The organism is Natrarchaeobaculum sulfurireducens, from assembly GCF_003430825.1.
Taxonomy (GTDB): Archaea; Halobacteriota; Halobacteria; order Halobacteriales; family Natrialbaceae; genus Natrarchaeobaculum; species Natrarchaeobaculum sulfurireducens.
Window position 1 is genome coordinate 1545480 of sequence record NZ_CP024047.1, and the last position, 13904, is coordinate 1559383.

A 13904-nucleotide genomic window follows, 5' to 3' on the forward strand; every position below is an offset into this window, starting at 1 on the left:
CGTGGCGGTCAGAACTCGTTCTGGCCGGTAGTTTCGGTCCGGATACTAGCTCAGGCCCCCGTTGCCGTCCGCTTCGAGACGCCCAGGCTTCCGTACGCGCTCGCACCAGCGAGAACGATCACCAGCGCACCCAGCACGACCGAACTCCAGAACAATGGCCCGCCGATTCCGTAGACGAACGGCGAGGCGACGACCCACGCGCCGGCGACCAACACGACGATTGGTCCGACCAGACTCGGGAGTGGCCCTCCATCAGGAACCGCAGCGGTGTACGCGGCGGCCGTCGCGATCACGGCACCGACGACGACGTTGTTCACGACGATGAGTCCGGTTCCGGTGAAGAAGACGCCCGAGACCAGCACCAGTGCACCGAGCCCTCCGGCCAGTCCAGCAGCCCGCTGTGCCATCGGATCGGTTCGCTCGCGCGAGTCGCTCTCGCTCATGGGTTGCTCCCGGCCGTACGACGGCCTCCCGTCTAATACTACTGCAGGCATTGTGACCGGTCCGATCGATCACCGGTTCGCACAACGACCAGTCGGCCCCGGGATCGACGACGGTCGCTGGCTGATTCGTCCTCGAGAACGACGGCGGGGCCCAGCACCTCCGTACGCAGGATCGGCTTGCAGTCGCAGCGCCAGCCGTGTTACGACCCAATCGTGAACGCCAAGACGGCTTATGGCACAACCACAGCGACGTCCAGACTCCTCGAGCCTCGCGGAGGTACTGGACCGCATCCTCGACAAAGGCGTCGTCATCGACGTCTGGGCACGCATCTCCGTCGTCGGGATCGAGTTGCTGACGATCGAAGCGCGCGTCGTCGTCGCCTCGGTCGACACCTTCCTGCACTACGCGGAGGAGATCGCAAAAATTGAGCAAGCGACCGCGGAGGGCGAACTCGAGGAGCTCGAGGAACTCGAGGTCGAGCGACGGCCCGAATCGTCGCCCCAGTCCGCGGAGTAACCCCTGATGGCCGACGACACCTCGCGCAAACGCACGGTCCGCGGCCGCAAGATCAGGAGCGGTCGGAGCCAGAAGGAGGGCCGACGGGCGAAAAAAGAGCTGACGCGGACGGCATCGGCTGCCCGTGAGAAGAACGGGGACGCTTCCCTCACCGACCCCGAGGACGTCGACACCGACCACTTCACCGACCTCTTTACCGACGTGCTCGCACCGAATGCCGCCGGTGAAGACGTCGGGTCTGTCGGTGACCTCCGGCGGACGATCGCCGAGGCGCTCTGACCAGCGAGACGAACCACCACACCACCAATGGCCGAAGTCGACACGAACGACGCAAGGGACCAGTGCCGAGCGCTCACCGAAGGCGGGAAGCGCTGTTCACGGCCAGCGACCGAGGACGGCTTCTGCCACCACCACGACGAGAGTGATTCAACCGTGAGTGACAGTCAGTCAATGGACGACGCACAGACACAGAAGCAATCGAGCGACGCCGAAAGCGAATCGGAGGGCGACGAGAGTCGAAGTCGCCAGCTCGAAGGCACCGAGATGACCGCCGAAGAGCGAACCGATCCCGGCTCGGTCGACACCGAAGACGTCGACGCAGACGAGGAGATCGCAGGTGTTCTGGCTATTCGCCAGACGGTCCAGTCGACCGCCGGAGACCTCATCGGCAGAGAGTTCGACGCCGTCAGCGAGATCGCACCGACTGACGACGGCTGGCGCGCGATCGTCGAGGTTGTCGAGCGCCGATCCGTCCCCGACACCCAGGACATCATCGGCCGCTACGAGATCGAACTCGACGAGGGCGCGACCATCCACGGCTACCGCCGGCTCGACCGCTACCGGCGCGGCGACACCGCCCAGTTCGAGTGATGGCCGCTCGAGCCAGCCAAACTCGTCGGTTCGAGTCCATCCTCGAGCGCCACCCAAAACGTCGAAGTCACTCGCATCCGTCGTGTCGGTCGATCACGTGTGTCCGACCTACCTGTCCGCGGCGTCGATATCGATCCTGATACACGGTGTATCCACTACCACACCGACCGCGACGTCGTCGCGTTCAGATTCGCCTGCTGTGAGGCATACTATCCCTGTTTTCGCTGCCACGAGGCGGTGGCCGACCACGACGCCATCCCGTGGCCTCGATCCCGGTTCGACGAGCCCTCGGTCCTGTGCGGCGTCTGTGAGACCGAACTGATGGTGCCGGCGTATCTCGAGGCCGAATACCGCTGTCCCGCCTGTGACGCCGCGTTCAACCCCGGCTGTGGGGCTCATGCCGACCGTTACTTCGAGGCCGACGGCTGATCCAGCAAGCTATTTCCGCGTCGGGCGGCGGGGTTCGAGTATGGATCCGGCGCTTGGCCCGCCCGACGCGATGGCCGAGAAACGTGACGAGCTAACGCCGATGATGCGCCAGTATCACGACCTCTGTGCGCGCTACGACGACGCGCTCGTGCTCTTTCAGGTCGGGGACTTCTACGAGACGTTCTGTGCGGCCGCCGAACGAACCGCCCGGCTGCTCGAGATCACACTGACCAGCCGCGAGGACTCGACCGGCGAGTACCCGATGTCCGGTATCCCGATCGACAACGCCGAGTCGTACGTCGAAACGCTGCTCGAGGCTGGCTACCGGGTCGCCATCGCCGATCAGGTCGAAGCGCCCGGCGAGAGCTCAGGTGTCGTCGAACGCGCCGTCACCCGCGTTATCACGCCGGGAACGCTCACCGAGGACGAACTGCTGGCGAGTGAGGACAACACGTTCGCCGCCGCGCTGGCTCGAGACGGCGACACCCTCGGGCTCGCCTTGCTCGACGTTTCGACGGGCGAATTCCTCGCGACGAGTGCCGACTCGAGCGAGCGGATCGCCGACGAGATCAGTCGGTTCGAGCCGCCGGAGGCAGTCGTCGGCCCCGACGCACCGGCGGACCTCTTTTCGGACGCCTGCATGGTGACGCCGTACGAACCCGAGGCGTTCGACCACGAGTACGCCCGCGAGACGCTCGCGAGGTACGTTCGAAATCCGGACGTCCTGCTCGCGAGTGACGCCGAGATTCGGGCCTGCGGCGCGTTGCTCTCGTACGCGGAGTACGTCCGCGGCGGCGACCACGAGGGCGAACGCGGCGAGACGGAGACGGACGACAGCGACGACCGCGACACATTGAACGCTGCCCGCGAGCCGCTAGGGTACGTCACCCAGCTTACCCGATACGACCCGCGCGAGTACCTCCTGCTCGACGCCGTTGCGCTCCGGAGCCTCGAGCTGTTCGAGCCGCGAGCCGTCCACGGCCACGAGGACGCGACCCTGGTCGGCGTGCTCGACGAGACCGCGAGCGCACTCGGCGGGCGAAAACTGCGCGATTGGGTTCGACGGCCGCTGCTCGAGCGGGCTCGAATCGAGGGACGACTCGACGCCGTCGAGGAGCTAACCGGTAGCGTACAGACCCGAGAGACGCTCCACGAGTTGCTCCGGGGCGTCTACGACCTGGAACGGCTGATCGGGCGAACTTCTCGTGAGCGGGCGAACGCCAGGGACCTCCGCTCGCTGCGTGATACCCTCGCCGTAGTGCCCGACGTGCGCGCGGCGCTCGAGGGCACGGACTGCGATCGACTCCGGAAACTGCACGCCGACCTCGATCCGCTGGTCGACGTCCGCGAGTTGATCGATGACGCCATCGTGACGACCCCGCCCGTCGAGATCACCGAGGGCGGCATCATCGCCGAGGGGTACGACGCCGATCTGGACGAGCTTCGTGGCACCGCGCGCGAGGGCAAAGCGTGGATCGACGACCTCGAGCAACGCGAGCGCGAGCGGACGGGAATCGACTCGCTGAAAGTCGGCTTCAATGCGGTGCATGGCTACTACATCGAGGTGACGAACCCGAATCTCGAATCGGTGCCCGACGACTACGAGCGCCGCCAGACGTTGAAGAATTCAGAACGGTTCGTCACGCCCGAACTCAAACGACGCGAAGACGAGATCGTCAGCGCCGAAGAGCGCGCGGACGACCGAGAGTACGACCTTTTCCGTGACGTTCGCCGGGCGGTTGCTGCTGAGGTCGAACGCGTCCAGACGCTCGCCGATGCACTGGCGACACTCGACGCGCTCGTCTCGCTGTCGACCGTCGCCGCCACGTACGATTACTGCCGCCCTGAACTCCTCGAGGACGACGACCAGAAAACGAGTGGCGGCCTCGAACTCGAGATCGAGGGTGGTCGCCATCCGGTCGTCGAACGCACCCAGGAGTCGTTCGTCCCGAACGACGTCCAACTCGACGACGACCGGCGGGTCGCAATCATCACGGGTCCCAATATGTCCGGAAAGTCGACGTACATGCGCCAGGTCGCCCAGATCGTCCTGCTCGCACAGGTCGGCAGTTTCGTTCCCGCCCACGGCGCTCGACTGACGCCCGTCGAACGGATCTTCACCCGTATTGGCGCGAGCGACGACATCGCTGGCGGGCGCTCGACGTTCATGGTCGAGATGGACGAACTCGCAACGATCCTCCGGGAGGCCGACGAGCGTTCGCTGGTCTTACTCGACGAGGTCGGCCGGGGGACGTCGACCGCCGACGGGGTGGCTATCGCGCAGGCGATCACCGAGCACGTTCACGACGAACTCGGCGCGACGACCCTCTTCGCGACGCATCACCATCCCCTGACCGAACTCGCCGACGACCTCGAGGCCGCGTTCACGCTTCATTTCGCAGTCGACCAGACAGACGGGGAAGTCGTCTTTCACCACGAGATCGAACCCGGCGCGGCGACGGGTTCCTACGGCGTCGAGGTCGCGACGGCCGCCGGGGTGCCCGAGGATGTCGTCGAACGGGCACGAACGCTCGTTGCTGCGGAGGCCGACGGGGATTCGCCCCCCTCGATGGGCGACTCCAACCCGACGGAAAGTGAGGCCGAACGTGCGCTCGAGGCCTGCCTCGGCGAGGCGACGCAAACGGCGACCGCGGACGGCGGAGACGTGCCTGCCGACCTGGCTGCCGAGCTTCGCACACTCGATCTCGCACACCTCACGCCGGTCGAGGCGCTGACCGAACTCGATCGGTTGCAGCGACTGCTCGAGGAATAAGTGTACCCGAGACTCGAGAGCGGGACGTTACTCAGTCGTCGGCTCGAGCGAGACGAACTCGAGGCCGTGGTCGGCGAGCAGGCGCTCGGCACGGTCGGTCACCGACGGCGCAACAAGGATGCCCCGAACGCTCGCGTCGGCGTGGAGGTCCCGCTCGAGGGCGTCAACGTACCGGCGTAACTGGCCGACGGCATCGGGGCCGACGCGGCGGCGCTTGAGTTCGACGACGACGGTCCGACCGGCGTCGTCCTCGCCGTAGATGTCGATGGCCCCCGCACGCGTCTCACGCTCGGTGGCGAGTGGCCGAAAGCCGGGCTCGAGTAGTTCGGGCGTTTCGAGAAGGCGCTCGCGCAGGTCCGCTTCCGTCCCCGAAAGGGTGAGATCACTGTCGTCCGTTCCCGAAAGGGCCGCGACCTGAACCACACGCACGAAGCGAACGCTCAGTCGCTCCTCTGGCGTCGATCGGACGCTCTCGAGGACGAGCGCCGGCGCGTCGTGGTCACAGGAGACCGACACGTCACAACCCGGTGGCTGCCAGTTGATCGGCTGTTGGCCCTCGAAGCCGTGGACCAGTGTCGTGCCGTCGGGTTTGCACATGACGTGGCGGTCACCGGCCTCGAGCTGACTCGAGGCACGGCCGTCGTAATCGACGGTACACCGGCCGAACACCGTCACGAGCGCGTCCCGGTCGAGCCCGTCGGTGATTCCCTCACAGGCGTCCTCGAGCGAGGGTAACTCGAGGATCGTGGCGTCGGCACGGTCGGTGGTGGTCACTGTCACGAAATACCCTGCCGCCGAATAAAAGCAACACGAGTGCGCGCCGGAGTCTGTGGCGATGTTCGTCCGGAGATTGCGTACCGGAGTGGGACGACGCTCGAGACGGATCGTCCACGAGTCTCAACTGACGGGATCGGGAGCGATCGATGGAAGAAGATTTATCTCCGAGGCATCCTGCGAGCTAGTGTACGATGTCAGATTTTAAGCAGCGCCGTCGGTTCTTGCAACTCGCGGGAACAGGCGTCGCAGCGTCCATCGCTGGATGTTCCGATCTCAGCGTGAGTGACGACGGCGATGGAAACGGAGCGGACGGCCAACTCACCGCACTCGTCGAACCCGATATGGACGAGCTCCAGCAGCTTCAAGAGGACGTCATGGCCGGTGACGTCTCCGAAGAAGAAGCACAACAGCAACAGCAGGAACTGTTCGAGAGCGCAATCGACGACTTCCAATCCCGGGTCGACGCCGAAAGCGACGACGACCTTCGGGTCGAAGAGGGCGAAGACGATGCCGGACTCTACCTCGTCGACGGCTCCGGTGAGGTACTGGTTGACGCACTCCGTTCGGGCGAGATTTCGGTGCTCGGCGGCGGCTCACTCTACGAGCAACTGCTCGAACAACAGCAACAACAGCCCGCTCCCGAAGGCGGCGAAGAGATCGACGAAGAGGAACTCGAAGAGATCGAAGATCAGCTCCAGGAGGAGGCTGAAGAAGGCGAAGCGCCCGAGGAGGGCGACGAGTCCGAAGACGACTAACCGCGGGCCTACAGCGATTTATTCGTCCGGGTCGACGCCGAATGGACTCTCCCGTTCGGTCCAGTTCCAGCCCGGAATCCGTTCTTGAAACCCGGCAGCGAGGGCTGCCTCGAGGTCGTCGACGCCCGCGTTTTCCTCGGCGTCACCGTGGACCTGGAGGTCGGCGTAGTGAAAGGTTGCCTCCCCGAGCGTTCGCAGCGGCTGCGTGCCGGCGATCGTGGCAGCTAGCTCTCTGCCGAGGATCTCGTCGACGATGAAACCAGGGTAGTCGCCGTCGACGTCGAGCGCTCGCAATATCGCGACGAGCGCAGCGACGTTGACCGCGAGGTCGCCGTCGGCGAAGACGGCGTCGACCTCGTCGATGTACTGGCGTTCGGTTACAGGGTCGACCTCGGTCTCGAAAATGTCCCCCAGGTCCTCGCGAACGTCGTTGATCACGGGGACGATTCTGTCCGCTCGATCGACGACCCAGTCCCGTTCGGCGGTGACGCGTTCGGGTGTCAGATGCATGCCTCTGTGTACCCCTACGGCCCCAACACCCCTTGTTTTTGCGAAGGCTTTTATACCACGCAAAGAATAGCGTCTGGTAAGCGGGTTCTCCCTGGAATTGTCCCGCATGGACCAGGATAACCGACCTGGGAGCGTGTTCGTCACGGCACGGAGAACAGGATGAGTCGGACAGAGACGTACTACAGCATCCGAGTCTGAGGACGTCTCTCTCGACTGTCGTCGATGGAATCGGCCACCGATGATCGACGGACGTTTCCCTCACAGTTCACACCCCGATGACGGACTATCGTTCCAGACGGTGAGTTCACGCAAGCTACATTCGGCGACATATGAGCACTGTAGAGCAGCAACTTGACGATCTGAAAGCAGAGATCACGAGCGAGTTACCGAGTGACATCTCGGTCTCCTCGGTGAAATACGAAGGCCCGGAGCTGGTGGTGTACACCCGCGATCCGAAGAAGTTCGCCCGGCAAGGTGATCTCATACGAAGACTCGCGAGCAAGCTCCGAAAGCGGATCACCGTCCGACCCGACCCGAGCGTTCTTTCACACCCCGAGGAGGCCCGTGAGGAGATTACGAACGTCGTTCCGGACGAGGCTGGTGTCACCGACCTCGACTTCCACGCAGACACCGGCGAAGTCGTCATCGAGGCCGAAAAGCCCGGCATGGTCATCGGCCGCCACGGCTCGACGCTTCGCGACATCACCAAAAACGTCGGCTGGACGCCGGAAGTCGTCCGGACGCCACCGATCGAGTCCTCCACCGTCTCGAACGTTCGGAGCTTCCTCAAACAGGAACGCGACGAACGTCGCGACATCCTCGAGAAGGTCGGTCGACAGATTCACCGCGAGGAGATGTCCGACGACGAGTACGTCCGCATTACGACGCTTGGGTGTTGCCGAGAGGTCGGACGTGCCGCGTTTATTCTTTCGACGCCCGAAACCCGAATTCTGATCGACTGCGGCGACAAACCGGGCGCCGAAGGCGAGGTCCCGTACCTCCACGCACCAGAAGCCCTGGGCGCAGGCCCACAGAACATCGACGCCGTCGTCCTGACGCACGCCCACCTCGACCACTCCGCGCTCATCCCGCTGTTGTTCAAGTACGGCTACGACGGACCGATCTACTGTACCGAGCCGACTCGCGACCTGATGGGCCTACTAACCCTCGACTACCTCGACGTCGCCGCCAAAGAAGGGCGTACGCCCCCCTACGAGTCCGAGCAGGTCCGCGAGGCGATCAAACACTGCATCCCGCTCGAGTACGGCAACGTAACCGACATCGCCCCCGACGTCAAACTCACCTTCCACAACGCGGGCCACATCCTCGGCTCGGCCGTCTCGCACTTCCACATCGGCGACGGCCTCTACAACGTCTGTTTCTCCGGCGACATCCACTACGAGGACACCCGCCTGTTCAACGGCGCGGTCAACGACTTCCCGCGCGTGGAGACGCTCGTCCTCGAGTCGACGTACGGCGGTCGGAACGACTATCAAACCGACCAGAAAGACTCCGAAGAAAAGCTCAAGGAGGTCATCAGGGACACCCACGAACGCGGCGGCAAAATCCTCATCCCCGCGTTCGCTGTCGGTCGCTCCCAGGAGATCATGCTCGTCATCGAGGAGGCGATGCGAAACGGCGACATTCCTTCGATGCCGGTCCACTTAGACGGGATGATCTGGGAAGCCACCGCCATCCACACCACCTATCCCGAGTACCTCCGTGACGACCTGCGCGATCGGATCTTCCACGAGGACGAGAACCCATTCCTCGCCGAGGAGTTCAACCACATCGACGGCGGCGAGGAAGAACGCCAGGACGTCGCCGACGGCGGCCCTGCGATCATCCTCTCGACGTCCGGTATGGTCACCGGCGGCCCCATCATGTCCTGGCTCGGCCACATCGGCCCCGACCCGGACTCGACGCTCGTCTTCGTCGGCTACCAGGCCCAGGGAACCCTCGGGCGGCGCATCCAGACCGGCTGGGACGAGATCCCGACCAGCGAGGTCGGCCCCGCCAACGGCAACAACGGCCGCGGCACGCTCTCGCTCAGCCTCGACGTCGAGACCGTCGACGGCTTCTCCGGCCACGCCGACCGCGCCGGCTTAGAGAACTTCGTGAAGACGATGAACCCGCGCCCTGAGAAGGTGCTCTGTGTCCACGGCGACGAACGCTCCACCCAGGACCTCTCCTCGGCACTCTATCACGACTACAACATGCGGACGTTCGCCCCGAAGAATTTAGAGACGTTCCGCTTCCTCTGACGAACGGTTACCGAGCCGCTCGAGATTTCGTTCGGCTGATCGCGTCACTTCGCCCTGTCACAACTGGTTACCGGTCGGTACCTTCCCAGCGCTCTTCGTGGAGAAGGTCGTCGACGTCGATTCGCTCGCGCCAGCCTTCCTGCTGGAGGACCGGTTCCTCCGGAAACCCGTCTTCTGGATAGCCAACGCAGAGATAGGCGATGGGCTTGACGTGCGGCGGGATGTCGAGTACCTGCTGGACCTCGTATGGGTAGAGCACGCTCACCCATCCAACACCGATACCTTCGGCCCTCGCGGCCAGCCAGAGGTTCTGGATCGCGAGACAGGTCGAGTAGACGTCGGTCCGTTTCATCGAACTCCGGCCGAGGACGTGCGGGGCACCTCGCGTCGGATCACAGGTCACGCAAATGTTGACCGGCGACTCGCGAATCCCCTCGAGTTTGAGCGCCGCGAACTCGGAGCGTCTGGGCTCCTCGTAGCCTTCGCGGGCGGCCGCGATGGCCCGGTCGGCGATCTCCGCAATCTCGGTTTTCGTCTCGTCGTCGGTGACGACCACGAGGTCCCACGGCTGTGAGAAGCCGACGCTCGGCGCGTGGTGGGCGGCCTCGAGTATCCGTTCGAGGACCGCATCCGGAACGGGGTCCTCGGCGAAGCGACGGATATCCCGGCGGGCGTAAATGGCCTTGTAGACACCAGCCAGCTCGTCGTCAGTGAATGTAACCATTATTGCAACAGATAAATCAGGCTTGCGTATATGTATCGGTCTCGACGACGCGATCACGAGAGAACGGACAAACCCGGCGTCGAGAAGCGATGTCGACGTCAATTCACCGCGTCGGCTGGATCGACGACCTCGCCCGTCGCGGGATAGACGCCGATCTGGTCGCAAAGATCCCCCATCGGACATGCGTCGGGGTCTTCGAGACACGCTGGCTTGCGCGCCGTGCAGTAGTCCCGGCCGAACTGGATCGTCGCCGTATGCCCGAAGCCACACTTCGCCGCGGGCACCTCACGCTCTAGTACCTCGCGAACCGCCTCGTGATCGGCGTCGGCCGGCGCGATCCCCAGCCGACGATAGATCCGGTGGACGTGCGTATCGACCGGAAAGACGCCCACACGACCACCGGCGAACAGCAACACGCAGTCGGCGGTTTTTGGACCGACGCCACGGACCTCGAGGAGTGTCTCACGGACCGCCTCTGGATCCTCGTCTTTGACGAATACATCGAACGCCGCAGCGGAGTCGAACTCCTCGAGGATCCACTCGGCAGTGTCGATCAGGATTTCGGATTTCTGGTTGTACAGTCCTGCGGAACTGATAGTCGCTGCGAGCGTGGCCTGTTCGGCGGCTGCGAGCGATTCGGCGAGATCAGCGTCAGGTACATCGTAGCGTTCGACCAATGCGTCGTGGGCCGGCTGGCTGGCCTTGTCGCTCGTGTTCTGACTCAGGATAGTCCGGACGAGACAGGTGACGGCGTCCCGTCCGCCGTAGCGCTTTTGCCAGTACAACTGGCCGAGACGGTCAACGACGCGTTCGGCGCGCGTATCGGCCGTCGCAGGATCGAACTCGGCGACGACACCGCCACCAGCCTCGCCACCACTGATGTTGACCGCAGGCTCTGGATCCTCGCTCATAGCAAGACAGGAGGCGCCTCGAGGAAAGACTCTTTCTCTATGGTAGCCACTGCACGTCAGTGCGCACCTGCTCGCCAGACGGATCGGTGATCAGTGTGTGACTCGGTGCAGTTGTTCCTATAGCACTGGCGATCCACCCTCGAGTGGCTCACCAACCAACCGGATCGTCGATCTTGCAGGCGAACTTCTCGTCACAGTCGGGACAGACGGCCGACCGGTCGTACCCGTCGGTCAGCGAGCCGATTTTCTTGCGAGTTCGGAGCACGGTCCGATCGATCTCCACGTAGACCCGTTCCGAACAGTGGGACACACCACCTTCTAGAACATGTGGTCTGGTAGACAGTATCTCATCATCATTGTTGTGGCCGGACACGGGCAGGCCTGCCTGAGACAGCTACCAGTCATCGAGAAGATCCGTGGAACTGCGCTCGAGTAAATGGGTGTGCGCACTGGAACAGACGTGATCGGTTACTGATCGACGAGGTCCGACTCGACGCGAAGGGTGACCCTCGCCGCCGCTCCGTCGGCCAGCGCGTCGACGAGATCACGGTCGAACGCCGACGCAGCGCCCGACGCCTCGAGCAGGATCGTCCGATCGTCGACGTACTCGCTGGTTCGGCCGACCGCGCTTCGCTCGTTCGCAAACTCGAGGTCGGGATCGCCCCGTCCGGTCACCGAGTCGCGGTGGCCGCCGGCTTCGATCTCGAACGTGATCGTCGCATCGGAGTCACGACAGGCCTCGACGAACTCGGGATCGAAGTCGGTGGGCGCGCGGTCGGCCTCGATCGCGAGGATGCAGTCACCGGCGGGTGTGAGGTAGTCGTCCGTCGTCACTTCGAACGTGCTCGCGTGCTCGGCCGAGACGTGTTCGTGGCCCCGGGCGTGGATCACTTCTTCCATGTCGGACGCTACGGTCGCGGTCGGAAAACGGACGTGGATTTCCAACGGCCACGTCCCGAGTTAGCGTGTTTCCCGGATGCCGGCACGAAACGCTCGTGTGACGGCAGCGAGGAGAACGCCAGCTACGACGATCAGGAGAATCGTGACGACGCCGATCCCCCACTCGGCGGTCAGTCCGTTCGTCGCGACGCCAGCGAGAAGCGACGCCACGGCGCCGACGATAGCGAGTACGCCGAGCCCGAGTCGGAGTGACGACTCGTGTGCGCTCGCGACGAACAGCTGTGGGGCGCCGACGCCGATTGCGAGATAGATCGCGACGCCGATCGGTGTCGCACCGAGGGCCGTCGCGTAGCTACCGGTCACGACGGCGACGGTACCCGCGGTGAGGATCGCCAGAACGAGTGCCCATCCGACGACGACCGATTCGTTCATACGGCCATCAGTCACTCGCCCAACATGCCCGTTTCGGACCGACTCTCAGACGAGACTTGCGCCGTCGAACTCGCCGCGGCTGTACTCGACGTCCATCACGTCCAGAATCGTTGGGGCGATGTCGAACAGGTCGGCACCCTCGATCGACGCGTCCGGATGGTCGACGTACAACGCCGTGTCGTCGAAGCTGTGCATGCCGTTTCGCGGCCCCGTATCGAAGATCGCAGAATCAGCCTTGAAGCCGGATTTCAGATCGAAACCGTTGGTCGGGATCGCGACCAGATCCGGCGCGATGTCGTCGTGGTCGCCACGGAATGCGTCTTCTTTCTCGACGACTCGATCGACGACTGGTCGGCCGTCGGGGCTCTCGAGCTCGAGTAGCTGGGCTTTGAGTTCATCACGAACCTCGGTGTACTCGTCTTCGGGAACGGAGCCACGGGGCTCACGACCTTCGAGGTTGAGGTAGAACCGGCCGGGGATGAACGAGTACGCTTTCGTCTCGTCGGCGATGTCTCCCAGTTCGGCGGGCTCGTCGGTCGAAAAGGAGAGCCAGCCCTCCTCGCGGAGCCACTCGTTGCAGTGGACCTCGTAATCTAAACTCGTAAAGCCGTGATCTGAAGCGACGACGAGGGTGACGTCGTCGGCGAGCGCCGCACGCAGTCGGCCGATATACTCGTCGACTTTCCGATAGAAGTCGATGAACTCCGCTCGATACTCGCCGTCGCGTTCGTACTCCTCGAACAGGAAGTGATTGACCCGGTCGGTCGTCATGAAGACGCCGAAAAAGAGATCCCAATCGTCTTCCTCGACGTAGTGTTTGAACGCCTCGAAGCGAGCGTCGAGCGTCGCGTGGGCGTCCTCGATAAACTCCGCCTTGTCCGTCTCGTGGCCCAGTTTCGGGTTGACGTCGATCCGGTACTCGAGCGACTCGAGCGTCTCGCGAACGTCGTCCGGATAGGCAGCCTTCTCTAGACCGCTCGAGAGAAAGCCCGAGACCATCCGCTGGACGTTTCGCTGGGGCGGGAACGTCACTGGGACGTTCATAACGGTCGCTCGACGTCCGGCCTCCTGAACCCGATCCCAGAGGCGGTCGGCCTGCACGTCACGGCCCATCGGGACGTACGTGTCGTACGTCCCATTTTCACGGTCCTGGAAGCCGTAAACGCCGGTTTCACCGGGGTTCATTCCAGTCGTCAGCGACGGCCAACAGGCGCTCGATTCCGGCGGGACGATACTCGAGATTTCGCCCGCTGATCCCTCGTCGGCGATCGCTGCGAAGTTCGGGAACAGTTCCTCGTGTTCCGACAAGAGACTGTATGGCACGCCATCGACGCCGATAAACGCGACCCGGGGGCTGCCGTCACCCCGCAATCGATCGAATAGGCCCATGGGCCGTCGTAGTCCGACCGGATACAAGAAGCTTCGTTTCAGAACACTTTACTGAGAAGAACAAAGGTTGTGAGCCTGAGCCGAGGGGCCACCGATTTGCTCGAGTCGATCGGCGGGCAGTTCTCACGGTCAGCACTACGTTTTCTGGGGTGGATTCCGTCTCTCGGGGGGACAGGCACGTCTATCAGCGGAGACAGGCGTCGCCACCTA

At 63.8% G+C, this 13904-nt stretch carries 16 protein-coding genes; 7 read left to right on the forward strand and 9 right to left on the reverse strand.

The window, feature by feature from the left end; genetic code table 11:
* Positions 1 to 50: 50 nt before the first annotated feature.
* Positions 51 to 443, reverse strand: coding sequence for an SPW repeat domain-containing protein (locus AArc1_RS08815; protein WP_117364026.1), 393 nt, complete (start codon positions 441 to 443; stop codon positions 51 to 53).
* Between the two features lie 232 nt (positions 444 to 675).
* Between AArc1_RS08815 and gvpA the strand changes: the two genes are divergently transcribed.
* The 5 genes from gvpA (at position 676) to mutS (ending at position 5032) form a co-directional block, all read left to right on the forward strand.
* Entirely contained in the window at positions 676 to 960 is a 285-nt protein-coding gene (gene gvpA / locus AArc1_RS08820; RefSeq protein WP_117364027.1) for a gas vesicle protein GvpA, read from the forward strand.
* A gap of 6 nt (positions 961 to 966) precedes the next feature.
* Positions 967 to 1239 (forward strand): hypothetical protein, encoded by a 273-nt coding sequence (locus tag AArc1_RS19685; RefSeq protein WP_394341218.1) that lies wholly within the window; start codon positions 967 to 969, stop codon positions 1237 to 1239.
* 27 nt (positions 1240 to 1266) lie between these two features.
* Positions 1267 to 1830: a gas vesicle protein GvpO, halophile-type gene (gene gvpO / locus AArc1_RS08830; protein WP_117364028.1), complete on the forward strand. Its 564-nt coding sequence runs from the start codon at positions 1267 to 1269 to the stop codon at positions 1828 to 1830.
* A gap of 99 nt (positions 1831 to 1929) precedes the next feature.
* Entirely contained in the window at positions 1930 to 2259 is a 330-nt protein-coding gene (locus tag AArc1_RS08835) for a CHY zinc finger protein (protein WP_117364029.1), read from the forward strand.
* 40 nt (positions 2260 to 2299) lie between these two features.
* A complete protein-coding gene (gene mutS / locus AArc1_RS08840) occupies positions 2300 to 5032 on the forward strand; it encodes a DNA mismatch repair protein MutS (RefSeq protein ID WP_117364030.1) in 2733 nt (910 codons plus the stop codon).
* A gap of 27 nt (positions 5033 to 5059) precedes the next feature.
* Here the strand turns inward: mutS and nucS are convergent, their stop codons facing one another.
* The gene (nucS, locus tag AArc1_RS08845; RefSeq protein WP_228442416.1) at positions 5060 to 5806 is read right to left on the reverse strand and encodes an endonuclease NucS; all 747 of its coding nucleotides are present in this window, start codon (positions 5804 to 5806) and stop codon (positions 5060 to 5062) included.
* Between the two features lie 194 nt (positions 5807 to 6000).
* Between nucS and AArc1_RS08850 the strand changes: the two genes are divergently transcribed.
* Positions 6001 to 6564 (forward strand): hypothetical protein, encoded by a 564-nt coding sequence (locus AArc1_RS08850; RefSeq protein WP_133412265.1) that lies wholly within the window; start codon positions 6001 to 6003, stop codon positions 6562 to 6564.
* Between the two features lie 18 nt (positions 6565 to 6582).
* Here the strand turns inward: AArc1_RS08850 and AArc1_RS08855 are convergent, their stop codons facing one another.
* Positions 6583 to 7074 carry a hypothetical protein gene (locus AArc1_RS08855; RefSeq protein ID WP_117364033.1) on the reverse strand — a complete coding sequence of 164 codons (492 nt, stop codon included), beginning with the start codon at positions 7072 to 7074 and terminating at the stop codon, positions 6583 to 6585.
* A gap of 329 nt (positions 7075 to 7403) precedes the next feature.
* Between AArc1_RS08855 and AArc1_RS08860 the strand changes: the two genes are divergently transcribed.
* Positions 7404 to 9338, forward strand: coding sequence for a beta-CASP ribonuclease aCPSF1 (locus tag AArc1_RS08860; RefSeq protein WP_117364034.1), 1935 nt, complete (start codon positions 7404 to 7406; stop codon positions 9336 to 9338).
* Between the two features lie 67 nt (positions 9339 to 9405).
* Here the strand turns inward: AArc1_RS08860 and bluB are convergent, their stop codons facing one another.
* From bluB to AArc1_RS08885, 6 genes are all read right to left on the reverse strand, one after another.
* Positions 9406 to 10062, reverse strand: a complete 657-nt coding sequence (gene bluB / locus AArc1_RS08865; protein ID WP_117364035.1) for a 5,6-dimethylbenzimidazole synthase — start codon at positions 10060 to 10062, stop codon at positions 9406 to 9408.
* 98 nt (positions 10063 to 10160) lie between these two features.
* A complete protein-coding gene (locus tag AArc1_RS08870; protein WP_117364036.1) occupies positions 10161 to 10973 on the reverse strand; it encodes an endonuclease III domain-containing protein in 813 nt (270 codons plus the stop codon).
* 148 nt (positions 10974 to 11121) lie between these two features.
* The gene (locus AArc1_RS19010; RefSeq protein WP_186336676.1) at positions 11122 to 11283 is read right to left on the reverse strand and encodes a hypothetical protein; all 162 of its coding nucleotides are present in this window, start codon (positions 11281 to 11283) and stop codon (positions 11122 to 11124) included.
* Between the two features lie 158 nt (positions 11284 to 11441).
* On the reverse strand, positions 11442 to 11873 hold the full coding sequence (locus AArc1_RS08875; protein WP_117364037.1) for a DUF371 domain-containing protein: 432 nt from the start codon (positions 11871 to 11873) through the stop codon (positions 11442 to 11444).
* 60 nt (positions 11874 to 11933) lie between these two features.
* The gene (locus AArc1_RS08880) at positions 11934 to 12305 is read right to left on the reverse strand and encodes a hypothetical protein (RefSeq protein ID WP_117364038.1); all 372 of its coding nucleotides are present in this window, start codon (positions 12303 to 12305) and stop codon (positions 11934 to 11936) included.
* Between the two features lie 45 nt (positions 12306 to 12350).
* The gene (locus AArc1_RS08885; RefSeq protein ID WP_117364039.1) at positions 12351 to 13694 is read right to left on the reverse strand and encodes an alkaline phosphatase family protein; all 1344 of its coding nucleotides are present in this window, start codon (positions 13692 to 13694) and stop codon (positions 12351 to 12353) included.
* Positions 13695 to 13904 lie beyond the last annotated feature (210 nt).

Excerpts from the sequence above, each read along its gene's own strand:
- AArc1_RS08815 (WP_117364026.1), bottom strand. The coding sequence starts at position 443 with ATGAGCGAGAGCGACTCGCGCGAGCGAACCGATCCGATGGCACAGCGG.
- gvpA (WP_117364027.1), top strand. The coding sequence starts at position 676 with ATGGCACAACCACAGCGACGTCCAGACTCCTCGAGCCTCGCGGAGGTA.
- AArc1_RS19685 (WP_394341218.1), top strand. The coding sequence starts at position 967 with ATGGCCGACGACACCTCGCGCAAACGCACGGTCCGCGGCCGCAAGATC.
- gvpO (WP_117364028.1), top strand. The coding sequence starts at position 1,267 with ATGGCCGAAGTCGACACGAACGACGCAAGGGACCAGTGCCGAGCGCTC.
- mutS (WP_117364030.1), top strand. The coding sequence starts at position 2,300 with ATGGATCCGGCGCTTGGCCCGCCCGACGCGATGGCCGAGAAACGTGAC.
- AArc1_RS08850 (WP_133412265.1), top strand. The coding sequence starts at position 6,001 with ATGTCAGATTTTAAGCAGCGCCGTCGGTTCTTGCAACTCGCGGGAACA.
- AArc1_RS08855 (WP_117364033.1), bottom strand. The coding sequence starts at position 7,074 with ATGCATCTGACACCCGAACGCGTCACCGCCGAACGGGACTGGGTCGTC.
- AArc1_RS08860 (WP_117364034.1), top strand. The coding sequence starts at position 7,404 with ATGAGCACTGTAGAGCAGCAACTTGACGATCTGAAAGCAGAGATCACG.
- bluB (WP_117364035.1), bottom strand. The coding sequence starts at position 10,062 with ATGGTTACATTCACTGACGACGAGCTGGCTGGTGTCTACAAGGCCATT.
- AArc1_RS08870 (WP_117364036.1), bottom strand. The coding sequence starts at position 10,973 with ATGAGCGAGGATCCAGAGCCTGCGGTCAACATCAGTGGTGGCGAGGCT.
- AArc1_RS08875 (WP_117364037.1), bottom strand. The coding sequence starts at position 11,873 with ATGGAAGAAGTGATCCACGCCCGGGGCCACGAACACGTCTCGGCCGAG.
- AArc1_RS08880 (WP_117364038.1), bottom strand. The coding sequence starts at position 12,305 with ATGAACGAATCGGTCGTCGTCGGATGGGCACTCGTTCTGGCGATCCTC.
- AArc1_RS08885 (WP_117364039.1), bottom strand. The coding sequence starts at position 13,694 with ATGGGCCTATTCGATCGATTGCGGGGTGACGGCAGCCCCCGGGTCGCG.